32 protein-coding genes are annotated in these 26,240 nt (G+C 55.9%); 7 read left to right on the top strand and 25 right to left on the bottom strand.

Translation table 11 applies throughout. From position 1 onward, the window contains the following. Positions 1–6: 6 nt before the first annotated feature. Positions 7–405: a hypothetical protein gene (locus Q7U76_11790; GenBank protein ID MDO8357063.1), complete on the top strand. Its 399-nt coding sequence runs from the start codon at positions 7–9 to the stop codon at positions 403–405. Positions 406–452: 47 nt separating this feature from the next. Here the strand turns inward: Q7U76_11790 and Q7U76_11785 are convergent, their stop codons facing one another. The 3 genes from Q7U76_11785 to Q7U76_11775 form a co-directional block, all read right to left on the bottom strand. Continuing rightward, positions 453–668, bottom strand: a complete 216-nt coding sequence (locus Q7U76_11785; GenBank protein ID MDO8357062.1) for a hypothetical protein — start codon at positions 666–668, stop codon at positions 453–455. Between the two features lie 14 nt (positions 669–682). Continuing rightward, positions 683–1,621, bottom strand: a complete 939-nt coding sequence (locus Q7U76_11780; GenBank protein MDO8357061.1) for a DUF3473 domain-containing protein — start codon at positions 1,619–1,621, stop codon at positions 683–685. Positions 1,622–1,757: 136 nt separating this feature from the next. After that, entirely contained in the window at positions 1,758–2,180 is a 423-nt protein-coding gene (locus Q7U76_11775; GenBank protein MDO8357060.1) for a TraR/DksA family transcriptional regulator, read from the bottom strand. 293 nt (positions 2,181–2,473) lie between these two features. Between Q7U76_11775 and Q7U76_11770 the strand changes: the two genes are divergently transcribed. Further along, positions 2,474–2,881, top strand: coding sequence for a hypothetical protein (locus Q7U76_11770; GenBank protein ID MDO8357059.1), 408 nt, complete (start codon positions 2,474–2,476; stop codon positions 2,879–2,881). On the opposite strand, the gene Q7U76_11765 is transcribed toward Q7U76_11770, so the two are convergent. The 3 genes from Q7U76_11765 to Q7U76_11755 form a co-directional block, all read right to left on the bottom strand. Next, positions 2,878–3,198: a hypothetical protein gene (locus Q7U76_11765; protein ID MDO8357058.1), complete on the bottom strand. Its 321-nt coding sequence runs from the start codon at positions 3,196–3,198 to the stop codon at positions 2,878–2,880. The two genes, Q7U76_11770 and Q7U76_11765, sit on opposite strands and share 4 nt — an antisense overlap. Before the next feature lie 16 nt (positions 3,199–3,214). Next, positions 3,215–3,928: a response regulator transcription factor gene (locus Q7U76_11760; protein ID MDO8357057.1), complete on the bottom strand. Its 714-nt coding sequence runs from the start codon at positions 3,926–3,928 to the stop codon at positions 3,215–3,217. 139 nt (positions 3,929–4,067) lie between these two features. Continuing rightward, the gene (locus Q7U76_11755; protein ID MDO8357056.1) at positions 4,068–4,310 is read right to left on the bottom strand and encodes a hypothetical protein; all 243 of its coding nucleotides are present in this window, start codon (positions 4,308–4,310) and stop codon (positions 4,068–4,070) included. 299 nt (positions 4,311–4,609) lie between these two features. Between Q7U76_11755 and Q7U76_11750 the strand changes: the two genes are divergently transcribed. From Q7U76_11750 to Q7U76_11730, 5 genes are all read left to right on the top strand, one after another. Continuing rightward, positions 4,610–4,843 carry a hypothetical protein gene (locus tag Q7U76_11750; GenBank protein MDO8357055.1) on the top strand — a complete coding sequence of 78 codons (234 nt, stop codon included), beginning with the start codon at positions 4,610–4,612 and terminating at the stop codon, positions 4,841–4,843. A gap of 259 nt (positions 4,844–5,102) precedes the next feature. After that, entirely contained in the window at positions 5,103–5,369 is a 267-nt protein-coding gene (locus Q7U76_11745; GenBank protein ID MDO8357054.1) for a hypothetical protein, read from the top strand. Next, on the top strand, positions 5,366–5,749 hold the full coding sequence (locus Q7U76_11740) for a CBS domain-containing protein (GenBank protein ID MDO8357053.1): 384 nt from the start codon (positions 5,366–5,368) through the stop codon (positions 5,747–5,749). The genes Q7U76_11745 and Q7U76_11740 overlap by 4 nt, the downstream gene beginning before the upstream one ends. 170 nt (positions 5,750–5,919) lie before the next feature. Beyond that, complete coding sequence (locus tag Q7U76_11735) at positions 5,920–6,456, top strand: phosphate-starvation-inducible PsiE family protein (GenBank protein MDO8357052.1); 537 nt, start codon at positions 5,920–5,922, stop codon at positions 6,454–6,456. A 9-nt stretch (positions 6,457–6,465) separates the two neighbouring features. After that, positions 6,466–6,732: a hypothetical protein gene (locus Q7U76_11730; protein ID MDO8357051.1), complete on the top strand. Its 267-nt coding sequence runs from the start codon at positions 6,466–6,468 to the stop codon at positions 6,730–6,732. Between the two features lie 196 nt (positions 6,733–6,928). On the opposite strand, the gene phoU is transcribed toward Q7U76_11730, so the two are convergent. The 19 genes from phoU to Q7U76_11635 form a co-directional block, all read right to left on the bottom strand. Then, complete coding sequence (gene phoU / locus Q7U76_11725) at positions 6,929–7,621, bottom strand: phosphate signaling complex protein PhoU (GenBank protein ID MDO8357050.1); 693 nt, start codon at positions 7,619–7,621, stop codon at positions 6,929–6,931. 5 nt (positions 7,622–7,626) lie between these two features. Beyond that, positions 7,627–8,427 carry a phosphate ABC transporter ATP-binding protein PstB gene (gene pstB, locus Q7U76_11720; protein ID MDO8357049.1) on the bottom strand — a complete coding sequence of 267 codons (801 nt, stop codon included), beginning with the start codon at positions 8,425–8,427 and terminating at the stop codon, positions 7,627–7,629. A 1-nt stretch (position 8,428) separates the two neighbouring features. Then, on the bottom strand, positions 8,429–9,352 hold the full coding sequence (gene pstA, locus Q7U76_11715) for a phosphate ABC transporter permease PstA (GenBank protein MDO8357048.1): 924 nt from the start codon (positions 9,350–9,352) through the stop codon (positions 8,429–8,431). Then, on the bottom strand, positions 9,352–10,296 hold the full coding sequence (gene pstC / locus Q7U76_11710) for a phosphate ABC transporter permease subunit PstC (GenBank protein ID MDO8357047.1): 945 nt from the start codon (positions 10,294–10,296) through the stop codon (positions 9,352–9,354). Before pstC ends, pstA begins: the two co-directional genes overlap by 1 nt. 283 nt (positions 10,297–10,579) lie before the next feature. Then, the gene (locus Q7U76_11705) at positions 10,580–11,590 is read right to left on the bottom strand and encodes a PstS family phosphate ABC transporter substrate-binding protein (protein MDO8357046.1); all 1,011 of its coding nucleotides are present in this window, start codon (positions 11,588–11,590) and stop codon (positions 10,580–10,582) included. A gap of 472 nt (positions 11,591–12,062) precedes the next feature. Further along, positions 12,063–12,743, bottom strand: coding sequence for a hypothetical protein (locus Q7U76_11700; protein ID MDO8357045.1), 681 nt, complete (start codon positions 12,741–12,743; stop codon positions 12,063–12,065). 81 nt (positions 12,744–12,824) lie between these two features. Next, complete coding sequence (locus Q7U76_11695; GenBank protein MDO8357044.1) at positions 12,825–13,955, bottom strand: PstS family phosphate ABC transporter substrate-binding protein; 1,131 nt, start codon at positions 13,953–13,955, stop codon at positions 12,825–12,827. Positions 13,956–13,984: 29 nt separating this feature from the next. Then, positions 13,985–15,349, bottom strand: coding sequence for a porin (locus tag Q7U76_11690; GenBank protein ID MDO8357043.1), 1,365 nt, complete (start codon positions 15,347–15,349; stop codon positions 13,985–13,987). 359 nt (positions 15,350–15,708) lie between these two features. Beyond that, positions 15,709–16,656 (bottom strand): type II secretion system minor pseudopilin GspK, encoded by a 948-nt coding sequence (gene gspK, locus Q7U76_11685; protein ID MDO8357042.1) that lies wholly within the window; start codon positions 16,654–16,656, stop codon positions 15,709–15,711. Next, positions 16,643–17,191: a type II secretion system protein GspM gene (gene gspM / locus Q7U76_11680; protein ID MDO8357041.1), complete on the bottom strand. Its 549-nt coding sequence runs from the start codon at positions 17,189–17,191 to the stop codon at positions 16,643–16,645. Before gspM ends, gspK begins: the two co-directional genes overlap by 14 nt. Then, the gene (gene pilM, locus Q7U76_11675) at positions 17,188–18,762 is read right to left on the bottom strand and encodes a pilus assembly protein PilM (GenBank protein ID MDO8357040.1); all 1,575 of its coding nucleotides are present in this window, start codon (positions 18,760–18,762) and stop codon (positions 17,188–17,190) included. Before pilM ends, gspM begins: the two co-directional genes overlap by 4 nt. Positions 18,763–18,872: 110 nt before the next feature. Then, on the bottom strand, positions 18,873–19,775 hold the full coding sequence (gene gspN, locus Q7U76_11670; protein MDO8357039.1) for a type II secretion system protein GspN: 903 nt from the start codon (positions 19,773–19,775) through the stop codon (positions 18,873–18,875). Beyond that, complete coding sequence (locus tag Q7U76_11665) at positions 19,772–20,392, bottom strand: type II secretion system protein GspJ (protein ID MDO8357038.1); 621 nt, start codon at positions 20,390–20,392, stop codon at positions 19,772–19,774. The genes gspN and Q7U76_11665 overlap by 4 nt, the downstream gene beginning before the upstream one ends. Further along, positions 20,364–20,777 carry a prepilin-type N-terminal cleavage/methylation domain-containing protein gene (locus Q7U76_11660; protein ID MDO8357037.1) on the bottom strand — a complete coding sequence of 138 codons (414 nt, stop codon included), beginning with the start codon at positions 20,775–20,777 and terminating at the stop codon, positions 20,364–20,366. The genes Q7U76_11665 and Q7U76_11660 overlap by 29 nt, the downstream gene beginning before the upstream one ends. A gap of 42 nt (positions 20,778–20,819) precedes the next feature. Further along, a complete protein-coding gene (locus Q7U76_11655) occupies positions 20,820–21,437 on the bottom strand; it encodes a hypothetical protein (protein ID MDO8357036.1) in 618 nt (205 codons plus the stop codon). Between the two features lie 24 nt (positions 21,438–21,461). After that, positions 21,462–21,917 (bottom strand): type II secretion system major pseudopilin GspG, encoded by a 456-nt coding sequence (gspG, locus tag Q7U76_11650; GenBank protein ID MDO8357035.1) that lies wholly within the window; start codon positions 21,915–21,917, stop codon positions 21,462–21,464. 143 nt (positions 21,918–22,060) lie between these two features. Then, the gene (gspF, locus tag Q7U76_11645; protein MDO8357034.1) at positions 22,061–23,290 is read right to left on the bottom strand and encodes a type II secretion system inner membrane protein GspF; all 1,230 of its coding nucleotides are present in this window, start codon (positions 23,288–23,290) and stop codon (positions 22,061–22,063) included. Positions 23,291–23,294: 4 nt separating this feature from the next. Continuing rightward, positions 23,295–25,022 carry a type II secretion system ATPase GspE gene (gene gspE, locus Q7U76_11640; protein ID MDO8357033.1) on the bottom strand — a complete coding sequence of 576 codons (1,728 nt, stop codon included), beginning with the start codon at positions 25,020–25,022 and terminating at the stop codon, positions 23,295–23,297. Positions 25,023–25,263: 241 nt separating this feature from the next. After that, entirely contained in the window at positions 25,264–26,127 is an 864-nt protein-coding gene (locus Q7U76_11635; protein ID MDO8357032.1) for a hypothetical protein, read from the bottom strand. Positions 26,128–26,240: the final 113 nt, after the last annotated feature.

Here is a 26,240-nt window from a genome sequence, read left to right as displayed (position 1 = left end):
TCCTATTTGGCTAACAAGACGTGCGCGCTGGAACAAACGGCGCGCACGTCGGACTCACACACTATGTATCTCTCTCCCGATCGATCTCTGGTAACACCTCTGTCCGACCCCGAACTCGCGCTACGTCGTGAAGTCTTGGTGACGGGACTGTTCAAGTATGTGGCGGAGATTCAAGAGCTTGAGGACGGCTATGCATTCAAGTTTCGCCGCTCGGGATTGCTCAACAGGCGAATCGCGGATTACCTACTATTCGAAGGGTTGCATGCGCCCCAACTGACGTTCGCACTGATCGAGGAATCGAACGAAGGTGCGTTGTGGTTACAGGTGCGAGGATCGGTGAGCGAGAAGGCGAAGGTCACAACGGGTTATGTGCCGAACCATTCACTTATGCCATCTCTGGCCTAGGCTCTGGACCCATGCCTGTACCAATCCCTGGCTCGATGAGGTCGAGCCTAGGCGAGGGCCGGTTTATTCTTTTTCCACCGGTCGCTTCCGTAGATGGGCGTGCGGGCTCGGCTTGGGTGTGGATGACGGCGGCGTTGGCGGTTTTGGACGATCACGCGGTCGATGATGTCCCCGCAGTGGAGGCAACGAAACGCCGGAACTCTGGTTCCCCCCTCGCAGATGATCTCAGGCACTCTTAAGCCGGCACAACGGGTACAGGGCATAGATCCCTCCTTGGTTAGACGGTCGTGAGTCGCGGCGACTCCTCTTGGGAAGCACGTGGGTCTGAATTGAGCGCTGTGCGGACGGGCGCGCTCAGGACCTGGTCGCGAATCGCGAGTACGACTTTGCAGACCGGTCCAAACTGAAAATCTGTGAGCAGCTGATCGAGCCGGACGGCTGTCTTGTCCAGATTGAAGTAGTGACGGAATTCTGAGAGGGCGGTACCCCGCATGCGCGGCTGTGCGGCATCGATCTCCCAGGTCCGCATGGAGACGACGATCGGTTCGTCGAGCGCTTCGATTCGAGAGAGAAGGGATTTCAATATTGGATAGCTGAATGCTCTGAGATATCCGCCACTGCCGATGGCCTTGCGGAATCCTCCAAGATTCATGGTTGAGGGTGGGATTTCCCAGAGACGGATGCCTTCCAACGCAAGCCTATGGATCCATGGGCTTGCGCCTGGTATCCCTGCCAGGTCATGGCGGATGGGAAGCACGCTGCTATCGTATAGAAATCCTTCTTCGGCCACGATTTGCAGGGCCCAGGGTGTGTGCGCGGTGATACTCAGGCTTGGCGCTCGAAATCCGACGACTTGGTGTCCGGTGACATCCTCCAGAATATCTTTGGCTCGACGAATGTCTTCTCGAAAGCGCTGCGGGGTTTGCGCGCCGACCAACTCATGCCCATATCCGAGACAGGCAATCTCGTGGCCGGCGGCCGAAACTTCGCGAATGACCGATGGGTGCTGTTCGGCCAGCCACCCGAGCGAAAAGAACGTCGCTTTCGTTGAGTGGTGAGCCAGGAGTTCGAGGATTTGCTCAACGCTCGCTTGAGCCCGACTTTGAAAGGATGACCAATTTCTCCGGCGCATGGAAGAGTCAAAGCGTGAGGCGTGAAAATGCTCCTCGAGATCGAAGGTCAGAATATGGTGCGGTCGTTGGTCGATATCGTGCATCGAGGTCTCCTTCATGACGTTGCGGCCCGGGGCTTGTCCCTTCTCCTGGCGGGAAGGGACAAGCGCGGGGAGCCAGGTGCACGGCGAGGTAGCAGCTGGACTCCAAGGTGCGGGCGTGGCAGTGTTCGGCATCGGGTTAATTCCTGGCGGCTTCTTGTTCGACGAGGGTGAGACAGGGGACGCATAAGAGCGAATCCGGCTGCACCTTCAGTCTGGCCTCGGGGATCTCGTACGCGCAGCGGGAACAGATGCCATATGAATGTGCATGGATAGACGTGAGTGCCTGCTCAATCCGTCGAAGCTTTTCGAGCGCGAGAATATTGACGGACAAGGCGACGTCGAGCTCATGCTCAGCTGCGGCTTGGTCGGTTGGATCGGGGAAGAGTTCCGGTTCTGTCATGAACATATGGGAGATCATGGTTTCTCGTCTGAGCACCGCTCGAAGTCGATTGAGTTCCCGCTGAAGATCCGCGAAGTGTGTACTGGTCCGCGGCTGGATATTCAGGTGCTTCGGCGTAGCCATTTTCTTGGTACGGTTTGAGGAACTCGTGTGTGGCATCGGCGTGACCTCCCTGTGACGATACTTCTACGCGCTCCAAGACACGGGGCGATCAGCAACGGATCAAGTCTGTGTAACGCGGGTCTGGTGCCTGCGGGACGTGAGGAGAGAGGTGCCTGTGATCCTCGCAATATGTGAAGAGCGAAGGCTTTCTTTGCGGATGTCTGTCTTTGAGAGGAAGAAGTTAACGAACTTGTAACATGCCCTTGTGTTAGGCGTAATGGTGCAAGCTCAGGATGTTCAAGTTGAACTATGACAGGCGTTCGATGTGCGTGTGATCCGGAGCGACAGCCATGACCCGGGAGATTCGAGTGGGAACCACGATGATGCGGACGTTCAGCCTGTTGGTGGTGAGTGCTCTGCTGTGTGTTTCGGTGGGTTGCGTCCGCCCCCAAAAGTTCATCGACGTCACATGCGGACATATGCCTGGCGAGACGCTGCTCGATCGGGAAGCGGCCATTCAATGCCAACAATTCAAGCAGGACGAAGCAGCCACCGTGGCGTACAACGAAGCCAGCTTGCTCCTCAAGTCTTACCGGGCCTGCTTGGAGAAGTACGAGCAGGCACCAGCGCGTGCTCGCGAATATTGCGGACAGTACGGGAAAGCGCTGCAAGACATCGGGCTGAAGATCAAAGAGCCCGTCGACAGTATCCCTCCGACAAAAAGTGCGACTGGGGCTTCGCCGAAAACTAAGTATTAGTTTTGTTTCCCCTGTGGACGGTTGGTCTGTTCCCCTCTGTGGCAGGACCGTGGCTCCCAGTGCGTCGATTGCCGGTCTTCGTCAAAGTAGACGCGATATCCCACACAGCGGGAATTTCCTGATAGAAATTCATAGTCCCAGGCCTCTATTCCAGGCGGAAGCCGTTTGAGCCGCTGTGGATAGCCGAATCGTCGGATCATGTCGTCCTGACCGATCTGTCCGATGCTGGCTTCGAACTCTTCCACTCGGGGATGACTGCAAGACAGAAGGGACAACAGGAGGCAGCAGGAAAGGAGCAGAGATAGCGTCTTAGTCATGTGCAACAGTCGCCGGTTAGCGCTGCTTCTCAGTCGCGTGGTCCGATAGTTTGTACCCCAACGATTTGACCGAGATGATGGCGTCATCGAGTAGCGGGATTTTCATCTTCAGCCGGCGGATATGCACATCCACGGTTCGCGTGGTCCCATAGTAGTCGTAGCCCCATATGGCATTCAGCAAGACATCCCGTGTCAGCACACGCCCAGGGTGACGCAGTAGGTGTTCGAGCAGGCCGAACTCTTTGGCCGTGAGTGCGACCTCTTTGCCCTTTACGGTCACTTCGTGTCGGGAGAGTTCCATGACGAGCGGCCCGAAGCTAAAGGACGATTGCTTGGGATCGTCTGTCCGTTCGAGTCGACGAAAGAGCGCTTTGACCCTGGCGATCAGCGCTTTGGGGCTGAACGGTTTCGCCACATAGTCGTCGGCGCCGAGTTCGAGGCCGACAATGGTGTCGGATTCCTCGGCTTTGGCCGTCAGCATGATGATCGGAAGCAGCGCGGTGTCCGGCGCGTTGCGGACTTTCTTGCAGACTTCAAGGCCGTCCATTTCTGGCAGCATGAGGTCAAGAATCAGAAGGTCTGGATGCCCGGACTTTATGAGCTGCAGCGCTTCGGCGCCAGACTGCGCAATATTCGCGTGAAACCCTTCCTTCTCCAGGTAGAGTTTCACGAGTTGGGCGATGTCCGCCTCATCTTCGACGATCAGAACCTTCTTGGGAGCAAGAGGCATGCGGTCTCCATCTCTGCTGCATGATGGGCTGAGTCCCAAAGCAATCCAGCCATGCCGTAGGATAAACCTTCAATGTTACGGTTGTATTAACTCAGAATGGGTACGAGAGAGGGCAGAGGGGAACCGTGGCGTGGTTCAATTAGGATGTCGCGCTGGGAGGGGGAGTGGCGTCGCCGGCAGAAATAGGGTCGTGAGTCGCAATGGCTTCGTCGAGGACTCGGAGCGATTCATTCAGGAGATCTGCCGCACAACTGAGTGTGACATGAATTTGTTGGAGCGCCTCCTCCCAACGTCCTTCCTGCTGAAAGGTTTGAAAACGGCGATGATGTTCTTCCATGATCGCTTGCTTCGCATCCAGCATCAGGCTATCGACAGCTGTCACAGGTGCCTCCCATTCGTGTGATCGAGTCCGCACGGTAGCAGACCTGTGATTCGCACAACAATGATACGAACGGGTGGATGATGTTTTAGTTCATAGATAGATTGTAAGTGCATGATAATATGCATATTTATTGATATAAATGCATGGATCTCTCCGGGCTGTCCTACTTCTATCCATGACCGACAGGCTTGTCCCGTCCGGTCTTCGTATTCGGAGATACAACGAGGCTCGCCAGCTTGACGATTCCTCGATAACAGGTTTATCGTGCCTCGTACGATTCACATATTGAGGAGGAACTGATGCGCACGATTTCAAGCTGGACCCTGCTGGTGGTTGGATTCCTACTCACAGGCTGCTCCTCAACCGAATGGGTCCACCCCAACAAACCCTCATCAGAATTCACCACCGATTACAATAAATGCGGGATGGATGTCTCTCGGGATCCCAAGCTTCAGCAGGGCAGTCAGCTCCTCGTCATTAACGCCACAGAACGCTGCATCCAAAAAGAAGGCTGGCGGTTGATCGAAAAGTAGAAGCCGTTCTTCTCTGCTTCCAGTTCCTCTTCGTCGAGCATCTGCTACTCAGATTCCTGTGCATCATCTGCAGCCCGTCACTCCGGCGTAAGCTGGGGTGACGGGCTATGGTCCGCGGCCTCCGGAACAGCCCGTTCGCTTCATTCACGACACAGTTTACAGAGACGTTACGAGGAATTCACAGGACTGGAATGTCCTAGGGGTAAGGTAGAGCCACGTGAATATGCAGAGCGACCCATACACCACCATGGAGCAGGTCATGAAAAACACCGAAGCCTATCTGTTCGTGCTGACGATCTCTCTCTTGTTAGCCGTACCGATCGTTCGGGCCATTCAAACATTACTGGCCATGCATGCACGAGTCATCTTCCCAGTGCTTCGGATGCAGACCGGGCAGAGCTTCAGCACGTTGATGACCTCCGTCAGAAGCATGGATGTGGTCGTCTGCCCCCACTGCGCATCGTCATTTGACCGTCCCATCGACTCGCGCCATACCACATGGACACAACCAAGGGAGGCCCTATGATCACCGTCGATCGGCTCATGACCCGCAAAATGGTCAACATCGAAGCCGGCACCTCAGCCATTGAGGCGGCGAAACTCATGACCACCCACAAAATCGGAAGTCTATTCGTGACAAAGCAAGGCCGTATCGTCGGCATCGTGACCGAGCCGGATATTGTCAGGAAAGTCGTCGGGGCGGAGCGGGTGCCCTATTATATCCCCGTGGAAGAGATCATGAGCAGCCCGGTCATCGGCATCGATGGCCGCCGGTCTGTGACCGACGCGGCCGATTTGATGGAGCAGCATGGCACTCGCCATTTAGCCGTACTCAAGGACGACTCGATCGTGGGGATCTTATCCGTCCGTGATCTCTTACATCCGGTTTCAATCGATGAGTTTTAATCGTTCATGGCTCATACCAGAAAAGCTGTCACACGATAGGGGACTCGCAGACATGGCATTCGATCTCTTCACCTCACTCTTTACAATGGGCATACGCTTCGCATTAGTACTCGGCGTGATGCTGTTCATCGTGTCACTCGGTCGCGATGCCTGGAGCGTTTTTTCGGGGCATGAATAGAAAGATGATCTACACCTCCATGGAACAGACTCTATCGAACGGCTGGCCTCGACGCTTCGTCACCACGCTCACGGCCTATGACATGACGCGAGTCTGGGAAGCCGGCACGCGATTCATCCTGAGCCTGCTCACCCTGACGATTCTTCTCGGTCTCGCAGGCGGCGTCGTGAAAACGTTTCTCGACTTGCGGCTTCTCCTGTCCGCTGATCTTGAGGTCGCGCTCCGACATATTATTGTCGATGCACTCACGTTACTCGCCGTTGTGGAGGTCTTGAGAACGACGCTGACCTATTGCTCCGACGGACGAGTACGCGTCACCTTTATCGTGGATACCGTGCTCGTCGTCATGCTGACGGAGATCATCTCGCGATGGTTTACAGGCGGGGAGTGGCATCAATTCGCGATACTGGGCGGCATCGTCATCACCTTGGGGCTTATGCGTATTGTGGCTATCCGTTACAGTCCGTCGCCAACGGGGTGTACGCAGCAGGCCGGTCAATCAGGGCCATCACTTTCACAATCTCACTAGGAGGTGCTTATGTCGATCAATTCTCTTCTTGAGTCAGATTTTGACATCCATCCGTTGCGCGGAGAGCGTCACGATGCCGATGCGCTCACGGCAACCATTCTCGACCATCTGAGTGAGCAGACCGTGATCAGTCTGGACACGCTCATCTGCCTCATGCCTCAATACACCTGGAATCAAATTTTCGACCGCGTCGACCAACTTGCCCGATGCAACAGGGTCGTCCTGCGTCGACACCGATTTGTCTACACGCTCTTCTCGACAGATTTCGTGGCCTAGCCACGCTGTTCACGGACGAATATCTGCCAGCACGCCTCATTCACATCACCACGCAAGACGCACCTCCCTCTCGTCTTTTTCTCATGCCTCGCCCCACAGTCCAAGCAAGGGTGTGGACCATTCTTGCGTTGTCCCCATACGTACTGGAAGTCAGCAATTACTCGGACTAGGCTCGGTAAGAGAAAGGTGAGATATTTTACTGCTGTGAGAGGCCGTTTATGGAAGATGCCGGCGGGGTGGTGTGGCGGATGATCTTACCCTCGACGAGATAGACCACCAGTTCGGCGATATTCGTGGCATGGTCGGCCATCCGTTCGAGGTATTTGGCGATGAAGCTTAAGCGAATGGCTCGTGTAATGGTTTGCGGGCTTTCGAGCATGAAGGAGAGCAGCTCACGGAACAGTTGTTCCATGAGATCGTCGACGAAGTCGTCGTCTGCCAGCACTTTCCTCGCGAGGGTGGCGTCGTCCTTCACGAACGCATCGATGCTTTCTTTCACCATCGTCCGCGCCCACCGTCCCATCCGTGGGATGTCGATATAGGGCTTCAACTGCGGCTCTTCGTTCAGTTCGATCGACCGCTCACAGACATTTTCTGCCAGGTCACTGATGCGCTCGAGTTCGGTGGCGATTTTCATCGCGGTTGTGATCAGCCGCAAGTCTCGCGCGGCAGGCTGATGGAGGGCGAGCAGGCGGATGCAGTCTTCGTCGATCTCCACATCCAATGCGTTGACCTGGTGATCCCGCTCGATCACCTGTCTGGCCAGGGCCGAATCGCGGTTGACCAATGCGGTGAGCGCCTTATCGATTTGATCTTCGGCCAGACCGGCCATGCGCAGGAGCTTGGTTTTTAACTCGACGAGTTCTTCATCAAAATGGCGTTGTCTCATAGGGTTCAACCAAATCGTCCGGTGATGTAGTCTTCGGTCTGTTTCTTGGAAGGTGTCGTAAAGAGCTGTTTGGTGAGGCCAAACTCCACCAATTCACCGAGGTACATGAAGGCCGTCCAATCGGACACCCGCGCCGCCTGCTGCATATTGTGTGTCACGATGAGGATTGTCACACGACTTTTCAAGTCGAGCAATAATTCTTCAATGCTGGCCGTCGCAATCGGATCGAGCGCCGATGTCGGTTCATCCAACAACAACAATTCGGGATCGGTTGCCAACGCCCTGGCGATACAGAGCCGTTGCTGCTGGCCGCCGGAGAGGGAGGTCGCCCGAGCCGTCAACCGGTCCTTGACCTCTTCCCACAAGGCGGCGCTTCGCAAGGCCTGTTCGACCTTTTCATCCAAGAGCTGGCGTTCAGTGGTCCCTCTTACCCTCAATCCGTAGGCGACATTGTCATAAATGGACTTGGGAAAGGGGTTTGGCTTTTGAAATACCATGGCGATCCGCATCCGCACTTCGATAGGATCGACCTCACGCGCGAGAATATTGCGTTGATCCGGGTATAGGAGAATTTCACCCTCGTAACGGTTTCCCGCATAGAGGTCATGCATTCGATTAAAACAGCGGAGAAAGGTCGATTTTCCGCAGCCTGATGGCCCGATCAAGGCCGTGATCTGATATTCGGCGATGGGGAGCGACAAGTTCTTCAGCGCCAAGCGGTTTCCATAGGAGAAACTGAGGGCGCGGGTCTCCGCCTTGAGCGGCTTGGGCCATTCCTGAGGGTATGTCGAGTCGGCGACATCCATGTTACCAGCTCACCTGCTTTCGCATACGGTATCGCAAGTAGATCGCCAGCCCGTTCATTGTCAGAGTCATCCCGACCAACAGCACCCCGGCCGCCGCGGCGTTGCCGGCGAAGTCCTCGCCCGGTCTCGACACCCACCCGAACATTTGAATCGGCATGATCGTAAAGGGAGAGAGGAGCCAGTCAAAGGAGATATATGGCGGTTGCGTCGTGAACGGAGCCGGAGGCAGAAAGGCAATAAACGTCAGAGCACCGATGGTGACGATGGGGGCAGTCTCCCCGATAGCCCGGCTCAAAGCCAGGATAATGCCCGTCAGGATGCCGGCCGCCGAATAGGGGAGGACGTGATGCGAGACCGTCTGCCATTTGGTGGCGCCCAATCCATAGGCTGCCTCCCGGATCTCGACCGGAATCGCACGAATCGCTTCACGCGTGGTGACGATGACGACCGGCAGAATCAAGAGTGCCAAGGTGAGGCCGGCCACCAGAATGCTTTCTCCCAGGCCAAGGATATAGACGAACAAACCCAGCGCCAGCAAGCCATAAATGATCGAGGGCACGCCGGCCAGGTTCGTGACCGTGACCTCGATCAATTCGGTCATCCATGTTTTTCGCGCATACTCTTCCAAGTAGATAGCCGCTGCCACGCCCAGCGGGATGCCCACGACTGCCGTGACCAGCATGATCAAGGTCGAGCCGACCCAGGCCGGTAGAATGCCGGCTTGCGCGGCGTGTCGAGAAGGAAATGACATGAGGAACTGCCAGTCGATTTGACTGGCACCTTGGTACAGCAGCGCCCCGAATAAGAGGGCGAGGGTTCCGACTGCGATGGTCAATGAGCCGAGCCCCACGATTTTGAACAGGGCCTCGGCGAACTTGCGCCGAGCGATGGAAGGACAGGAATGGGGAAGTGATGGTGTGGACATCAGTAGACCTCCCGAAATCGCTTCCGCAGAACATGTCCGAGAATGTTGAAGGCAAACGTCATCACGGCCAGCACGAGCCCGGCGGCAAAGATGCTTTGGTAGCCAATGCTGCCATGGGGCAGATCACCGAGCGCCACTTGAACGATGTAGGCGGTGATCGTGGCCGCCGGCTCCAGGGGGTTCCATGTCAAATTCGGATTCTGCCCCGCCGCGATCGCCACCACCATGGTTTCGCCGACCGCTCGCGAAATTCCGAGGACATAGGCGGCCACGAGGCCGGAGGTTGCCGCCGGCACGACCACACGCCAGGCAGTCTGGAGTCGAGTCGCGCCCATCGCGTAGGAGCCTTCCCGCAGCACCATCGGTACGGCGCGCATCGCATCCTCGCTGAGCGAGATCACAAAGGGCATAATCATAATCCCGATGACGATACCGGGGCCGAGCATGTTGAATCCCGGGAGATCGGGCCAGAGTCGTTGAAGTGCCGGGGTCACGACGAGCAACGCAAAATACCCATACACGACGGTCGGAACTGCGCCCAGCAGCTCTAGGGCAGGCTTCATGATTTCCCGTAAACGAGACGAGGAAAACTCGGAAAGATAGATGGCCGCCACCGTCCCAAGGGGAATCGCCACGAGTAACCCAACCGCACTGGTGACGAGGGTGCCGGCAAGCAGCGGCAAGATCCCATAGTGAGGATTGGCAAAGAGGGGGGTCCAGAGTGTATCGGTAAAAAAGTCCGTGAGCGGGACCGTTTTGAAAAACCCGATCGATTCAGACAGCAGCACAGCGATAATCGTCACCGTCGTCGCAACGGATGTCAGGGCGGCAAGAAAGAGCCCGCTCTCGATCACCCGTTCGCGTTGTTGGCGTGTACGGCGACGGGCAGCCGCCTCTTCAATGGCATTTGGCTTACTGATATGCATCGCCTCCTGCTCTGCCATGCTGGATGTGTTCATCGACCGACCAAGCCTTTCCTCTGGCAGGATGCTGAAAAAATCCGCCAGCGGCGTTCTCGCTTCACGAAGAGGCTCAACGTACCACTAGGGTATGACTCGCCTCTTCGCTCGCTGCGGCCTTGCTGGACGGCCTTTTTGAGCATCCTGTGGTTGTTCTGGCCGCGGTGCCACTCCAAGTATTTTGGCCGTTTTTTCGCATACGCCGAGTTTTTCCGCAGCCTGCTAGACAGAACTTCGAGCCAGAGCCTGAACGAACACCTCATGAATACTACCGTTTCGGAGGACGGCTCATGATTTCTTCAACCGCCAGTCCCACTTCAGGCACACCGCCGAAACCGGTACCCAGCACGCCTTTTTTGAAGCGCTCACGGGCCATGCCATAGGCTGGTTCCGGCAAAGGGATATAGCGGACTTCTGCGATCAGTTTCGGCCCTTCCGTCAGGTAATAGTCGACGAAGTCTTTCACCTCTTGGCGTTTCGCCGCTGCGTCACTGACATAAATGAAGAGAGGGCGCGACAGGGGCTGATAACTGCCCTTGATGACATTCTCTGCACTGGGCAGCACCGGTCCGCTCTTTCCGACAATGGCCACCGCTTTGAGCTTCTTCATCTGAGCGGCGTAATAGGCAAAGGGGATATATCCCAGCGCATTCTTGTTATTCTCAATTCCCTGCACGAGCACGTTATCGTCTTCACTGGCGGTGTAGTCGCCACGGCTGGCTTTAGCCTTTCCGACGATGGCATCGGTAAAGTAATCGAAGGTGCCAGAATCGGAGCCGGCGCCAAAGAGCACAATCGGGGCATCGGGCCAGTCGGAATGGATCTGGTTCCATTTGGTAATTTTGCTCTGGGCCGCCGGCTCCCAGATTTTCTTCAGCTCTTCGACTGTCATAGCGGTAATCCAGGTGTTCTTCGGGCTCACTGCCACCGTCAAGGCATCGAAGGCAATGGGCAGCTCATAATAACCAATCCCATTCTTCTGGCAAAGCTCCATTTCCTCCTTCAGGATCGGGCGAGAGGCATCTGCGATATCCGTCTCACCCCGGCAGAACTTCTTGAATCCACCGCCTGTGCCGGCGATGCCCACCGTCACTCGTATGCGGCCCCGGTTCGCCTTCTGAAATTCTTCCGCTACCGCCTCCGTGAGGGGATAGACCGTGCTCGATCCGTCGACTTTGATGAGAGCCGTTGGGGCGCCCTGTGCCAGATGAGTCCCTGAGCCGAAGACGCCGAGAAACCCGGCCATCGCCATACAGGATACCAACCGGACAACTAGCATGCGCGCTCCTCTCATCCTCAATGAACCTATTTCCATCTCATGCCCTGTGCACACCATCATGACGCAAGACTATTGTAAGCTGTGTCTTTTATCGCTGGTGAGCCTATACCGCGTCCATTCATGCACCGTCACAGATTTGTAAATTTTGTGTTAACTCAGAAGGAGAATGGCTGCCTCATGGGAGGGCGTTACGGTATCGCAATAGCGGGCGGAAAGAAGAAGGTTGACTGGGGTTATGGCACAGGTGAGCCAGAGTCGTTTCCAGGTCGAGAGCCTGGACCTATGCGGCAAGATTGTTCTCTGGCGGCATCGCTGCGAGTACACCCTCTTTTCCGCTCACGACCTAGTGTCACTCCTTCCTTCTCCCAAGAGCCTACTATGAGGATTGGCCCTAAGAATAGAACTGTCTCCCGAATCAGATCAGATCCTATGGCACCATCCTGTTAAGCACCTGCCATGCTGATGGCAATCACTATCGTGAAATCGGAGGCTTTAGTTTCATTTCCCGTGCCATTTGAACAAGATCTATGACCACCAAACGGCCCGGATCGATGTAAGGCCAAGGCCACCGCTCATCTTCCGGCACCATGGAAGTCGCCGGGACAAACGTGGCGCGAAAACTTGTTCGGCTAATCGGGAGGAGCGGGTTCTCGACAGGATCGATCTCTGACACGATACTCTGGCTCATGCCTTCAGATGGTAAGGTGCGATCATTTGCCAGAATCACATACAGGTGCCTGCCGTGGACAAAGAGACCGCCCGACGTGATGGCCAGCCCAACGGTTGAAGTGGAGACGCGTCGATAAAACGCGATCAGTTCTTCGGGCTTCGCTTCCGCCAAGGCCCGACTCAGATGGGGAGCGAGGAATGTCTGTTCCTCTTTGGAGAAGGCTGAGACCAGTGACGCTTCTCCGGTGAGAAAGGAGGGAGCGAACGAACTCCGTGGCTGTATTCTGACCCCGGCCAGAATATGCCGTAGCTCATCGGGGCTGACCTTGGCCGGATGACTGTGGCCTGTGCCTGCCTTGCTATCGAACTGAAGCCTGATGGCCGTCGCATTGTCCTGATAGACAGCGCGTGGGGGCGGAGCAGTTGCACACCCGACCGAGAGCGAAACAAGGACGCCTAATATAGAAACCACCCAAGCCTGCATGTTGTTCCTTCCCATGGCGGTGAGTCACTGCACGCAGTGCTCTCCTCTCCGTTCATACGATAGCAGAACGGAGAGAAGCTGTCAGCGCGCGGCGGCGTTGTGCGCCGTCACAAGACTCTGCCCCAGGAGTTCAAAGTTCTTGGAAATCTGTGCGGCGGTCAACGGGTAAAAATTCGCTCGAGCCACGGTCTCCTGCCCTTGACGGCTATTCACAAACTTCAAAAACTCCCACACCACGGAATCGAGTTTTTCTTTCTGGTTTTTATTCACGTACAGATAGAGAGGTCTCGCCAGCGGGTACTGCTCATTGGACACGCTCTCAGCGCTGGGCAGGATCGCCGCCCCCTCTGCCTCTTGTGCGAGCGGGACAATTCGGACCATGGAGCTATGGAATCCCACGCCGGCATAGCCGACTGCGAGAGGGTCTTGAGCGATGGCCAGGATCTCCGATGCCGAACCAGGCTGTTCCTGCACGTCGTCATGGAGTTCTCCGTCTATCAATGCCACGTGCTTAAAGAATTCGCGGGTCCCGGACTTCTTGTTTCGTCCGTACAGATGAATCGGCTGCTGGTTCCATCGATCCTTGAGCCCCACCTGGCCCCAGGTTGTGAGGCGTGCTCCCTTGCTTCGCTTCAATGTCGAGCTGAATATGCCGTCGATTTGTTCGAGCGTCAGGCTTTCAATTGGATTCTCGTTGTGTACATAGATGGCAACGGCATCCATCGCGATGGGAATGCCGATGGGTTCGTACCCATGGTGGCTGACAAACCCCTTTCGCTCCTGGTCTGTGAGTGGACGTGACGAAGCCAATAGATCCGAACTGCTGGCACCTTGCGTACCTTTGCCCCCTGACTTGTCCCCACGGAATTGGAGGGAAAGACCGAGCATGAATTCGCGTATGGCCTCGCTGGATCCCTGCCCTTCGACACCGAACTTCGTGTTGGGTTGAAATGCTCTGAACGCGGCGGCGAGCTTCGCCATGAGAGGCTGCATCGTATCAGACCCGACAATGGTGACTCGACCGCTGATTCCTTGCGCCGGCTGGTACTGTTCCGTGATCGGGTCACTTCCGGATTGGACCAGGGCGTTGACCTGTTCTGCTGCAGCCATCTCGTATCCCAGGAACCAAAACGTGAGGGCAAGCACAAGGGCAACGCAATGTGCTGTATGAGCAGACCAGCTTCGCCAATGGATGTTGCGTTTCATCATCATATCCTCTCTTATCGATAAAGATGGTTCCATTAATTAAAGAAGAACTGAGCCTGGAATCGCAACAAGGAGGCATCGTATTGATCCTGCACCTGATTGCGCACCAGAGTCTCGTTGAGGCCATCTTTTAACATGAGTTCGGTGACAAACCTCCAGTGGGTATCCGGTTCCCAGACCAGACCGAAGTTCCAAGTTCGCGATTGGCCGTCTGGCGCGCCACTGGTTGCTTTGATTCCACCATAATATTCACCGAAGCGCACATAGGGGGTGAGCTGGCCGACATCCGAGTATTGCCAGGTATAGTACCCTTGCACATAACCGCCTCGGAGCGACGATTCTTCAATGGTGTTATTGCCCGCGTTCCGCTTCGCATTGCGTCCGATCGTACCCTCGGCAAGTAGTCCCCAAGGTTGCGGTGGCGTCCATAGGTAGGCAGTGATGCGCTGATCGTTGACGTCGCAACCCCCCTCCTTATTTAAAGCATCGTGACACTTCGCTGCCGAACTGGTGCTGGTGGGTGAACCGGCGCCGCTGACTGAGTAAATCCCGCGAAAGGCCATCACGCCGGTTTCCAAGAGTCGCCCGTTCGGCAGTTCAAATGGGTAGGCCAATCGTGCGCCGACATGCTTGTCGCCGTTCATTTCCTGTTTGTTGCGACCTTGCCCGTTGTAGACCATGACGCCGAAGACGCCATAGTCGCCAGGGCCATTGTGATAGGCCGCTAATTGGGCAAACCGTTCTTGGGCGATTTTGGGACTCCAGTAATACGCAATGCCGAGGTCTCGCTCTCCCGGCGCTCCGCTTTGAATCGATTCATGCCGGTCGAGTTCCTGCCGATTTGTGCTCGAGCGGTAGGTATCGAAGGAATTCGGCACTCGGTGTTGACCAAACCGGAGCCGGTGAATCTTGTCTTTTGTCAGGTAGTAGTCGGCGTAGGCATCGATAATTTCCTTATTAAACATATTTTGAGTTCCTTGGTCACCCTCGAACGCGCCCTGAAGAAAGAATGCCAGCCGTTCTGAAACCTGCCCCTGGAACACGAGGCGGATGCGCCGGAAGTAGAACTCGCGCGGCTGGTGGGTTGCGTTGCTATCGCCCTGAGGGATGCTCATCTTGCCGTCGGTGGGTCCGGCGGAGATACGAAACTGGGTGTACCCGCTGATCCGGATGCGCTCATACCAGCGGGGATTGCCAGCCATTTGCATTTCCGGCGTCTGCTCGAAGACGCGCCGTTCTTCCTCCGCTTTCAGGCGAATCCAGTCATCTTGGGTGATGACGCCCTTTTCCAATAGCAGACTTTCGAGATTGGTACTTTCAATGGTGACGCGCTGGCCGGCACCTGCCCGTTGGCTTGGGTCGGCTACAGGTGTGGCGATTAAACCGCCGTGAGGTCCCATAACGTCCGGTTCTGCCGCAACTGCAGTCAGGGTACTGATTGTGCCCAAGCTGAGGACCAGGCACACGATAGAGGCAGATCGCAAAACGGCACATGAACACACCGCACCTCTGTCCTTCAATTGTTGCGGAAATTGCCAGATCTGCACGCTTCATTCTCCCTTGTTTTTTGACTCATGCGGGCCGATGAAAACACAGCCCTGTCACAAGGGAGTATCCAGGACACAGATAAAGAATCCGTGACAGCGGTGTTACAGAATTGTTAACTTTTGATGGGGATCAGGTTTATGTCGGCGTTTTCAAGAGGCTATCGGGAGGGCACCAGAGAGTGCCGTTCAGGCGATGAGGCAAGCTCCAGACGTCATAAAACGCGGTAGTACAGCACCGAGCTCGTTCCTGTGCTGGCATTGCGCTGAAGCACCGCGGTCGCATTCCTGGTCACTTCGTTGACGCTCACGACCATACGGGCCAGGAACAGATCGCTTTTGATGTCGTACAGGTTTTGGAGCCGGAGTTCCTTTCCAACTGCTTCGAAGCTACTGACGCGATCGAGGTCCTGAATGGTCTTGAAGGGACGCGCTTGGATAATATCCGACGCCACGCCTTGCGTGATACGAGGATCGAGGGCCTGAAGCACCAGAAGGTCGGCTGTGTTCACATTCACCCGGCTTTCTCCTTCTTGGGGATAGACAGTCACCAGCTTTGAAATCTTCTGGATGATCTCGGGCGAGATTCCCTTGATCAGGCGTAACTCTAAGAGCGTCTGCAAGGGAGCATTCGCCGCCCGGTAGGAGGGGCGCAAGGTTTGATAGTAGGGGCCCTCTGCACCGGACGCTTCCGGTACCTCGTCCTGATCCACCCAATCGACGATGGCGTCCACCAGATCCGGATTGACCTGCACGAGTTCGAAGAGGCGTTTGAACCGTAAAACTTTGGTCTTCTTGGCGATGAGATCTCCGCCGGCCGCTAAGTCGTTCAGGTTGAGTTTGCCCCGTTCATCCTCGATTTGCGCGCTCAGTACTCCATCGCCGATGGCATAGTTCGAGATGGGAAAGGCCCATATGTCGGTGGGGGCATCGAAGAACTCTCCCGTTTGCTTGTCTTTGATGAAATCTTGCTGCAACACGCCACGGGCAGCCTGTACCGCCGCACGCGCGAGCACGGTCGCTTTAAAATTGTCTCGAAATGCTGCGGCGTCTCGGTATTCACGCCGCGCCTCGACATCGAACTCGAGAATCAGCGCAACCAGGAGAGTGAGAACCAGGAGGGTGAGCAGCAGGGCAATGCCACGCTCATCAGACCTTGGCATAGGTCACGATTTTCAGCGTCGCGTCGAGATTGACTGGATTGTCGTATTTCGGTTTCATCTGGAGATGGTGTACCTGCACGTCGTAGGGGGCCTGCTCAATGGCCACGAGCAATGCGAGGATCTGGGGAAGCGTGACGCCGTCGAGCCGTAGGTCGACTGAGGTTTCCTGATAGCCCTGGACGACCAGGGGAGCCTGTGGCTGCATGCCGACGATGCGATCGCGAATTTGTGCCGTCGTCGTCGCTTCTTCCATGAACGCCAGCAGGGAAAACTGCGCCGGCGGCTTCGGCATACGTTGCTCGAGTTTGGCGATACGCGCCTGCTTGGACAGATATTCCTGTGCTACCAGCGCCAGCTCCTGGCTATCTTTCGCTTTCCGGCGTGCCTGCCGGTCGAGTTTGTCGATCGACGCGGTGAGTGGATCGATGATCAGCAGGAACAGGAGGACTGCTACAATCACCGCTCCACCGGCTGACACCATGATGCGCTCACGTTGCGAGAAATGCTGCCACCGCTCTTTCAGCATCTGTTTCATGGCCGTTGCACCGTATAGGTCAGTCGAAATACGACTTGGTTCGGTACAGCCCCAACACGGGTGTCACTAATGGACACGTCATGTAGTCCCTCGACTGCCGCGAAGGCCTGCTTGATCTTTTCGACGGCATCGAAAGTTGTCGTTTCCCCCTCCAGATGGATACTGGCTCCGTCGATCGTGAGTTCTCGCACTTTCAATGGCACTCCTGGCGGGACATGCTTGACCAGTTCTGCAAGACTGGCCAACACGTTATAGCGACTCCCGTCGACCACCGAGAGGCCGTTCTCTATTTGTGACACTCGATACCGAGCCTGATCTAATTCTTCGCCGGGGCTGGCGCCTGGACCAAATGTTTGCTCGTATTGAGTCTGGAGCCCCCGCTTGAGGTCCTTGACCGTCGAATCTTTGAGCATCACGCGCGTGGAGAGATCCATCAGACCCAGAACGGCCAGGACGAGTCCGCCCCACAAAGCCAACCGGCGGTCTTGCTTCGAGGCCTCTCCTGTGGCCGATACATCCTGGCTTCCGGCTTTAAAGTCCAGGACGAGACCAGATCCGGCCAACCTCGATTTCCAGCGTGGCCGCACGATATTCGGATGGATCGACAATCCGAATGCAATGGAAAAGGCGCGGGGACAGCTCGATCCGAATCCTTGTCGCGGCCCGACAGGCTGCAGGCCCAGTTGGTGCGCCATGTACCCGCTCAGTTCTTTCAATTTTGAACCGCCGCCCGATACCCAGCAGTGGGTTAATCGTTGATGGACGCTGCCTTCGTAGGCATGGAGAGAGACGCGCAATTCTTTGAGGACTGGTTCGAGCCAGGCGTCGACCTCGTTCACGGCCATGGCTCGCTTTCGTCGTTCTGCTTCAGCGAAGCTGCAGGCATGACGCACGGCGAGTGCATGCGTGAGATGATTCCCGCCCCATTGCACAGTCCGCAACAGGACCGGACGACCTTCATGTACCAGGCACAAGGTCGTCTTCGAGGCCCCGACATCGATAATCGCCATATCGCCTGGAACTTGCGCCCCTTCCTCTTTGAGGAATTGGCTGACCGAAAATAAGGCCATGCCGTCAATGGTGATCGCAGCGGGGTTGAGATCGGCGGAGGCCATAAACCGGATATGTTCAGCGATTTTTTCTTTGGGCGCTGCGGTGACGAGGACGTCGGACCCTTTGGCTTTTGCGGTCCCTTCCTGGGATCCCCGCGCCGGCAACAATAGACTGCCGACCGTGACGTCTTCCAAGGGCATCGGAATCAGGTTTTCCATTTCGAAGGGGACTACCTGCGCCAGTTTGGAGGCATCGCGAAAGGGAAAGGAGAGGGTTCGGACAAATACATCCTGGCAGGGGAGCGCCGTGACGATCTCTCCACTGCCGTACAAGCCATGCTGCCAAAGAAAATCTCTGAGCATGCCCGCCCGATGCGCGGGCTCCATCTGTTCCGGTCGACCATAGGGAACAGGCCGGTGGAAATACTCTACCGATTCACGCCCGCTCAAGCGGCGTCGGAATCGCACGGCCTTGAAGGCCGTCTGTCCGATATCGAGCCCGACACATTCAGCAATCATCGACAACGACCTGTACTCCTCAATGTCTTCACAACGTGCGTATATCTCGCGAGACTATCCGTACTGTACCAGGCTCGGGAACAGGAGAAAAGAACTACTTCCCTGAGTGCTTACAGCGCTACTCTCGCATTCATGATCGGCCCGGCCAGTTTAAACGTTAAGGGGGCACCGGGCTGAAACGGCGGTAACGACAGGCTTGCCGCTTTTTGCGCAAACCCGGGACCGGGAATGATCGTCACCGTCAGATCCAGAAGGCTCTGCTGAAGCGGCTGCCGCAACGTGACATGCCCCTGAGCGGTAAACGATCCATCGACACCGTCACCCTTTAATTCCGTCACATCGCAGACGCCATCATGGCAGGTGAGCGACGCCTGTATGCGACCGAGCGCTAGCGAGGGCATTGCCGCAGAGCCGGCAGTGACTCGATCGACGACAAGGTCCTTGATCTCCATCTTCACGGTTCCGTCACCCTTGAGGGCAGCCGTGGCGTCTTGCGTGTTATCCCATCGATGCATGAAATCCCCCTGGGCGGTTCCTTGGCTGACGTAGGGTTTCAGGACCGTCGCAAGTTCCATTTGCTGGAGATGACCTTTAACGGAAACTGGACCACGTAAGCCCCACGAGGCCGCTGTGAGAGATCCGGTGGCTCGCCCGGCGCCCACCTGGGCTGCTCCTGGTAATTGCACGACATAGTCTATCACCAGGCGGCCGAACAATGCCTGAAAGACTCCAATTGTTGTCCGTACGGCTTCAAGTGGAATGGCCCCGATGGTGGGGCCAGAGAGGACAACATCACGCCACTCAATGGACGCGGGAAATCCCACCGACCAATCCGCGGCCCGCACCTCCCATCCACTCGCCCGATGAAACTCAGCCAGTAGACGACTCTGGAGTGGGCCATAAGGAAATGTCAGGAGCAGCGAGAGGATGAAGCCGGTTAGCGTCGCCAACCCCCAGCCCAGAGGGCCTTTCAGTTTCGATGTTTCAAGCCAGGTGATGGGCCATACCGTCATGATGCCCCCACCGCGACCCATTGGCGGACGGTCTGAGGTTCGGCATTCTCTTGCAGTAGCGTCAGTTCGATCAACAAGGCTTTCGGAGTTCCCGATCGTCCACGACCATCCCACTCGTCTACCCAGAGATTGTTCTTGCTGTCATAGAAACGCACGTTGAAGGCTTTGACCTTGCTGGCGAGCTCGACTTGCTCGACCGACTCATCTGTCAGTCCGTAGAGGTTTCTCCGCACAAAGCGAAGGAGGCGTTCGCCTTCTCTGGTATAAACGATGCGAACCAATTCGGTATCTTTCGTCGATTCCGCTCCTCGAAACTGGCCCATCGTAAGAAAGGCGATTGAATCGGCCGGTTGACCATCCTGCTGGCCGTTGATCCCCATCCAAGGACCAGACGTCAGGCTCACGCCGACCGACAACTCATCGGTCATCACGCGTAACGTGCTTCGAACAATCTGTTCATTGGCCGAGCTTGCCCTTGCGGCATCGATCGCACTGGTCGTGACATAGAGCGATCCAAAGACTAAGGTCGCCATCATGGCGACGAGAGACACGGCCAGCAGCACTTCAATGAGAGTGAAACCGCCCTCACTACTGGGGGGAGTTTGCCGAAAAAACATAGGTACTGACCTCGACCATTTCTTCTGTGGCGCCTCGTGGCCACAACACCTGGATCTTCACTTCCTGTACGATCGGTAATGGCGTGGGTGCGACAATTCGTTTCCACCGATAATTGGCCGGTCGATTCGTGGTCTCGGCAGTGGCTTGCGATCCCAGAGGGATCGATTGAAATTCTCCACCCGTCTCACCGAGTGGCAACAGCATCCCCAGCTCCGTCTCGATCAACTTTTCCTGCGCGAGGACCGTGGCGGTCGTGAGTTCCTTGGCCCTCGCATGGAGATCGAGGTCCCAGTTGCGGAGCCCCAGCAAGATCGGCAGTGCCAACGCCAGAATGCCGAGCGCGATCAGCACTTCTAATAACGTAAACCCTCGTTCGTTTCCCATAGCGCATCCTACGCGTGCCCGGTCACTCTCACCGTCGGCTCATTATCTGACTGCCACCGCGGTTTGAAGTAATGGTCTCACACGGTCGGGAATGGTGAGGGGCTTCGAGGGCTCGATCCGTTCATCGCTCATGCGGATGGCTCCTGTGACGGGCTCAATGGCAATGGCCAGAATATTGTTGTTCTTATCCGCCAGATGCATCGTCATCGGATCGATCCTTCCGGTAGGATAAAAAAACAGGTCGACTCGGCCGGATTCTTTTTTCCCCTGACTTGCCAGCATGTCTGAAAAGCGAATGGTGTCGGGAAGGTTCAACGGCGTGGCCCAGGTAGCGTCGGTCGGCACTTTTTCTTGATTGCCATCCAGGATCACCGGCCAATAGGTTCCTCGATCCAGATCAACGTACAGGTGGACCGTTTTTTGGGTCAACATGGCCATGCCCTGAAGGGATCGCACGGTCCCGACCATCCGCCGGCCCACTGAGCCGAGGTTTTCCTCCAGCGATATTCGAGGCAATACGATGCCCAGCAAGCCGACAAGCAAAAAGAGTACAAGGATGATTTCCAGGATCGTAAACCCTGCCGTAGCCAGGCAGGCATGAGGCACGTGGCGTGAGGCGAGGGGAGCCAACAGATGTTTCTCGCACATCCCTCGCCCCATGCCCCTCGCCTCTTGCCACATCTTCTAGTCCTTATCGAGATTCCAATTGGTAATATCCGCATTGATTCCTTCGCCGCCTACTTCACCATCAGTGGCGAGGGAGATGATCTCGTAATCGCCTTTCGGGCTGGGACTCAAATATTTGTATGGATTTTGCCAGGAGTCTTCCGGCAGCTTCGGGAGATAACCTCCGAGCTTCCACTTTTTCGGGATCACCCCGACCGAAGGTTTTTCGACCAAAGCCTTTAAGCCTTGTTCTGTTGAGGGATAGACACCGTTGTCGAGTTTATAGAGTTGTAAGGCGCCTTCGATATTGCGAATCTGCACCTTAGTGGCCGTGCGTTTGGCATCATCCGTTCGTCCCATGATGCGAGGAACGACCAACGCGGCAAGGATCGCGAGAATAGCCACCACGACCATGATCTCGATGAATGTGAAGCCACGTTCACTTCTGAGGATATGGCATGATGGATGATGGATGATGGGTGATGGGTGATAGGTGAGGCCCCGGCATCCGGTGCCTGTTGCTCCAGGTCATCTGCGCGCGCTCGAACCGTTCCTTGCCTCTCATCGAACACCTCCCATTTGACTCATCACGTATCACCCTTCACTGATCACGGTTTCTAGCGAACCATCTGTCCCATCTCAAAGATGGGTAGCAGGATGGCCACTACAATAAAAAACACCAATACACCCATGACGAGAATCATGATGGGTTCCAGCAGCGATGTAAACCGCGTAATCACCCGATCCACTTCCCCATCGTAAATTTGTCCGATTCGACGCAGCATCTCCTCCATTTCACCGCTCCGTTCACCGACCGCAATCATGTGGGTGACCAGGGCGGGAAATTCACCGCTCCGCTTCAACGGTTCGGCAATCGTTTCCCCTTCGCGAATATTCTGTCTGGCCCCTTCAACGGCATGTTCCAGCACGCGATTATTCATGACACGTTTTGCGACATCCATGGCATCCAGTAATTGCACACCGCTGGCCAGCATCGTCGCCAATGTGCTCGTGAGGCGTGAGATGGCGACCATCCTGGCCACTTCGCCGATGAGTGGAATTTTGAGCAGCCATCGGTCGGACTTGAGCTTCCCCGCTTCCGTGTTCATGGTTCGCCGCACCGACCAGACAATAAGTGCCACTCCACCGAGTATCACAATCCAATAGTCGGCAAGAAAATGGCTGATGCTCATCAAGACAACCGTAGGCCAAGGGAGGGCCTGTTTCAAACTCGTAAAGACCGCGGTGATTTTCGGCACGACAAAGGTCATCAGAAAAAAGAGTACCGACACCCCGACAATCAACATCAGGGCTGGATAGAGTATGGCATTGGTCACTTTGTGCTTGAGCGCCAACTGCTTTTCCAGAAACTCTGCGAGGCGGAACAAGATTTGATCCAATGCGCCGCTAGCTTCACCCGCCCGCACCATGTGCACATAGATCTGAGAGAACTCGCGTGGATAGCTTTCCAGCACCGCGCTATAGGACTTGCCGCCACGGATTCCTTCTCGGATATCGGCCATCAGGCTCTTCACGGGTTTTTTCTCGGTTTGATCCACCATCACGCCGATCGCTTCAACCAGCGGCAGACCTGCCACCAGTAATGTCGCCAGCTGTCTGGTCATCATGGCCACATCGCTGGTGCTGAGGGCAGGGGAGCGACCGATCGCCGAGGAAGAATTGCCAGGAGTGTCTTCGCTCGAGGCAGTGCCTTGCTCCACCATATCGGTGGGAAATACGCCGACCTTCCGTAGTTTCACACGAGCCACCTTTTGGCTCTCGGCGTCGATGATGCCGGTTGCAGACCCTCCGTCGTTCTTATAGCCCTTATAGTGGTAGACAGGCATCCGGCTAGATCTCGACTTCCTGCTGGGTAATTCGCATCAATTCTTCTGTCGTCGTGAGCCCGTGAAACACTTTTTCCGCGCCTTCATCTTTCAACGTCACCATGCCCTTTGCCATCGCCGCTTGGCGAATTGTCGCCGAATCCGCTTTGTTGCCGATGAGGCGACGGATTTCATCGTCGAGGACGAGGAGTTCGAAAATGCCGGTTCGACCTCGATAACCGGTCTGAGAACAGGCCGGGCACCCGGCTCCACGATAGAAGGTGGGGCGCGCCTTTGGAGGGACGATACCGAGGCGAATGAGTTCCTCGTCCGTCGGCTGATAGGGCTTTTTACAGTCTGAACAGACTTGCCGCAGCAACCGCTGGGCTAAAACGGCGACCACCGAGGAGGCGACGAGAAACGGTTCAATGCCCATATCGATCAATCGAGTGGCCGCGCTCGAGGCATCGTTGGTATGCAGGGTGGAGAAGACCAAATGCCCTGTGAGCGAGGCATGAATGGCGATTTCAGCAGTTTCACGATCGCGGATTTCACCGATCATGATGACATCGGGATCTTGTCTGAGAATCGATCGTAACCCTGCAGCAAACGTCAGATTGATCTTGGGATTGACCTGCATCTGACCGACACCGACCAGCTGATATTCCACCGGGTCTTCAACGGTGATGATGTTCTTGTCCGGCGCATTGATCTGAGTTAATGCCGCATAGAGGGTCGTGGTCTTCCCGCTTCCGGTCGGACCGGTCACCAGAATGATGCCGTGGGACAATTGGATTAATTGCTGAATGATACCCAGGCGGTCTTGCGAGAAGCCCATCTCCGACAAATTCAACAGACGGTTCTCTTTTTCCAAAAGCCGCAAGACCACTCGTTCGCCATGGGAGGTCGGCAGCACCGAGACACGCAGGTCGACATCTTTGCCCGCCGTGCGAATCCTGAAACGTCCATCCTGCGGTAATCGCTTCTCCGCAATATTCAAACTTGCCATGATCTTCAGTCGCGCGATGATGCTCGCTTGCAAATGTTTGGGGGGGGTAAGGACGGGATAGAGTACCCCATCGATGCGATACCGCACGACCAGTCCCCGTTCAAACGATTCAAAGTGAATATCGCTGGCCCGTTGTCTGACGGCTTGGAAGAGGACGGAGTTGACTAAGCGGATGATGGGGGCTTCGTCCGTCGCGTCGAGCAAGTCTGTCGGCTCGTCTAACTCATGGGCAATTTGATCCAGACTTTCACTGGCTGCGATATCCTCCATGACTTGCTCCGCGCCTGCAGGACTTGCCGCGTCGTCATAGACACGATTCAGACAGGCGAGGAGCGAAAGGCTGGTCGTCAGTATCGGTTTGATGGGAAGTCCGAGCAACAGACGAAGGTCGTCCAGCGCCGCCGTTTCCATGGGGTCTGTCGTGGCCACAAGCACCGCGCCATCTTCTGTTTTGAGGGGGAGTACGTGATAGCGCCGCGCAAAGTGGATTGGAACCTTCTTGACCCATTCATGGTCGACCTGGCTGACGTCAAGATGCGGGAGCCAGGGCAGTTCGAACTGAATCGCGAGCGCTTGTAGCAAGACGTCTTCGGTTATCGTCCTGAGTCGGATCAAGATTTCGCCGAGACGACCCCCTTTTGTCCCTTGAATATTAATGGCCTCAAGCAATTTGGAGTCGAGCACGCCGAATCGGTCTTCGAGTATCGTGCCTAGCAGCGGACGACTGCTGTGTTCGTCGTTCATTACAGAATATCCATGATGAGATTGTTCTTTCTCGGAACGGTCACAGGCCTTGGAGCAAGACCGCAGATCCTTGTGACGTACAGAGAGCGTTTCTGTCTGATATCGCCGACAAAGCCATGACGGCTATCCCCTCTCGCCGTTCAACGGGAGCTGTGCCTCACCCTACGCTCACTAAGGCTCCAGAATAACAGCGAACTGTCGAAAGCAGAAAGGAGCTGAAGCAAATGAGGATACAGCGGACTCAGCGAATGTCGAACGTCATCGCGGTTCGCTGATTGTTACGCAGCACGTCAAGTTTCACCGTCTTCTCGTTGCGAAGCTGCTGGAAGAGAGTCAGCATAGTGCCAGGATCGCGAATATTCACACCATTGACCTGCTGGAGGACATCCCCGTACTTCAATCCGATCTTTTCATAAAAGCTTGAGGGAGCAATGTAATCGAGTCGGAATCCATTCATCGCTCCATTCACCAGGTAGGGTACGGCTCTCGCCTGCGACAATAATTTGGGCAAATCGCCCATCGCCTGTTCAACATCTCTCCGATCGAGCACGGTACGCACAGGACTTCCAGGCGCTGGCGCTACGGCCGATCCCGCGGTGACAGGGGGAGCTAGGGGCTTCTCGACCTGAGAGGCAGCGAGCTCAAGCAACTCTTGCTGATCGCCCTGGCGAACGACCATCCCATCCCGACGGATTTCACTGATTTCTCCCACATCGGGTATGTGGTCGTGCAACTGGAAAAATAGTTGTCGTTTACTGGAAAGCTCTTCTACGATGACGGAGACCCCTCCATGATCGCCGATCACGACTCCGAGCAGTTTAAGCTTCGCCGCGAGATTTAACGAAACCCGGGGAAGGGCTGCACCAGGTTCTGCTGTGGGGCTCATACCGAGAGGGGCGGAGGGGAGGGGGAAAAGTCCGCTCGTCCGAATATGCTCAACCATCGCGGGCACTGAGGTCCGTACCTCAGCCTCCTGGTTGGAAATCGGTGCTGGTCGTACCAGACCTACCGGAACTGACAACGCCTCCGCAATCACGGCGTTGATGATATGCGCCACCAGTAAGGTGCCACATACGATATAGGCGAAGATGATACCCCTGCGCATACTCATAGGCTTCGAAACGGACGGTAAACCAATCCTCTCAGTTACGTACATATTCTAGTGCGAAGCAAAGGCCGCGTGCAAGAAGAACCCGCTTCCCTTCTGATGCGAGTCGG

The sequence above is a fragment of the Nitrospirota bacterium genome (assembly GCA_030645475.1).
In the GTDB taxonomy this organism is placed as follows: domain Bacteria; phylum Nitrospirota; class Nitrospiria; order Nitrospirales; family Nitrospiraceae; genus Palsa-1315.
The sequence above is the reverse complement of the archived record's forward strand: the minus strand, read 5'-3'. Positions and strand labels throughout refer to the sequence as shown.

Bases quoted from the DNA above. Each gene is read 5' to 3' on its own strand.
- Q7U76_11785 (MDO8357062.1), bottom strand. From the start codon at position 668: ATGCCCTGTACCCGTTGTGCCGGCTTAAGAGTGCCTGAGATCATCTGC.
- Q7U76_11745 (MDO8357054.1), top strand. From the start codon at position 5,103: ATGAAAAACACCGAAGCCTATCTGTTCGTGCTGACGATCTCTCTCTTG.
- pilM (MDO8357040.1), bottom strand. From the start codon at position 18,762: ATGATTGCTGAATGTGTCGGGCTCGATATCGGACAGACGGCCTTCAAG.
- Q7U76_11700 (MDO8357045.1), bottom strand. From the start codon at position 12,743: ATGCAGGCTTGGGTGGTTTCTATATTAGGCGTCCTTGTTTCGCTCTCG.
- pstC (MDO8357047.1), bottom strand. From the start codon at position 10,296: ATGGCAGAGCAGGAGGCGATGCATATCAGTAAGCCAAATGCCATTGAA.
- pstA (MDO8357048.1), bottom strand. From the start codon at position 9,352: ATGTCCACACCATCACTTCCCCATTCCTGTCCTTCCATCGCTCGGCGC.
- Q7U76_11735 (MDO8357052.1), top strand. From the start codon at position 5,920: ATGAATAGAAAGATGATCTACACCTCCATGGAACAGACTCTATCGAAC.
- gspF (MDO8357034.1), bottom strand. From the start codon at position 23,290: ATGCCTGTCTACCACTATAAGGGCTATAAGAACGACGGAGGGTCTGCA.
- gspN (MDO8357039.1), bottom strand. From the start codon at position 19,775: ATGACGGTATGGCCCATCACCTGGCTTGAAACATCGAAACTGAAAGGC.
- phoU (MDO8357050.1), bottom strand. From the start codon at position 7,621: ATGAGACAACGCCATTTTGATGAAGAACTCGTCGAGTTAAAAACCAAG.
- Q7U76_11660 (MDO8357037.1), bottom strand. From the start codon at position 20,777: ATGGGAAACGAACGAGGGTTTACGTTATTAGAAGTGCTGATCGCGCTC.
- gspK (MDO8357042.1), bottom strand. From the start codon at position 16,656: ATGCCAAGGTCTGATGAGCGTGGCATTGCCCTGCTGCTCACCCTCCTG.
- Q7U76_11780 (MDO8357061.1), bottom strand. From the start codon at position 1,621: ATGCACGATATCGACCAACGACCGCACCATATTCTGACCTTCGATCTC.
- gspM (MDO8357041.1), bottom strand. From the start codon at position 17,191: ATGAAACAGATGCTGAAAGAGCGGTGGCAGCATTTCTCGCAACGTGAG.
- pstB (MDO8357049.1), bottom strand. From the start codon at position 8,427: ATGGATGTCGCCGACTCGACATACCCTCAGGAATGGCCCAAGCCGCTC.
- Q7U76_11695 (MDO8357044.1), bottom strand. From the start codon at position 13,955: ATGATGATGAAACGCAACATCCATTGGCGAAGCTGGTCTGCTCATACA.
- Q7U76_11665 (MDO8357038.1), bottom strand. From the start codon at position 20,392: ATGTTTTTTCGGCAAACTCCCCCCAGTAGTGAGGGCGGTTTCACTCTC.
- Q7U76_11655 (MDO8357036.1), bottom strand. From the start codon at position 21,437: ATGGGGCGAGGGATGTGCGAGAAACATCTGTTGGCTCCCCTCGCCTCA.
- Q7U76_11765 (MDO8357058.1), bottom strand. From the start codon at position 3,198: ATGACTAAGACGCTATCTCTGCTCCTTTCCTGCTGCCTCCTGTTGTCC.
- Q7U76_11775 (MDO8357060.1), bottom strand. From the start codon at position 2,180: ATGCCACACACGAGTTCCTCAAACCGTACCAAGAAAATGGCTACGCCG.
- gspE (MDO8357033.1), bottom strand. From the start codon at position 25,022: ATGAACGACGAACACAGCAGTCGTCCGCTGCTAGGCACGATACTCGAA.
- Q7U76_11635 (MDO8357032.1), bottom strand. From the start codon at position 26,127: ATGCGCAGGGGTATCATCTTCGCCTATATCGTATGTGGCACCTTACTG.
- Q7U76_11705 (MDO8357046.1), bottom strand. From the start codon at position 11,590: ATGCTAGTTGTCCGGTTGGTATCCTGTATGGCGATGGCCGGGTTTCTC.
- Q7U76_11740 (MDO8357053.1), top strand. From the start codon at position 5,366: ATGATCACCGTCGATCGGCTCATGACCCGCAAAATGGTCAACATCGAA.
- Q7U76_11750 (MDO8357055.1), top strand. From the start codon at position 4,610: ATGCGCACGATTTCAAGCTGGACCCTGCTGGTGGTTGGATTCCTACTC.
- Q7U76_11770 (MDO8357059.1), top strand. From the start codon at position 2,474: ATGACCCGGGAGATTCGAGTGGGAACCACGATGATGCGGACGTTCAGC.
- Q7U76_11760 (MDO8357057.1), bottom strand. From the start codon at position 3,928: ATGCCTCTTGCTCCCAAGAAGGTTCTGATCGTCGAAGATGAGGCGGAC.
- Q7U76_11730 (MDO8357051.1), top strand. From the start codon at position 6,466: ATGTCGATCAATTCTCTTCTTGAGTCAGATTTTGACATCCATCCGTTG.
- Q7U76_11690 (MDO8357043.1), bottom strand. From the start codon at position 15,349: ATGGGACCTCACGGCGGTTTAATCGCCACACCTGTAGCCGACCCAAGC.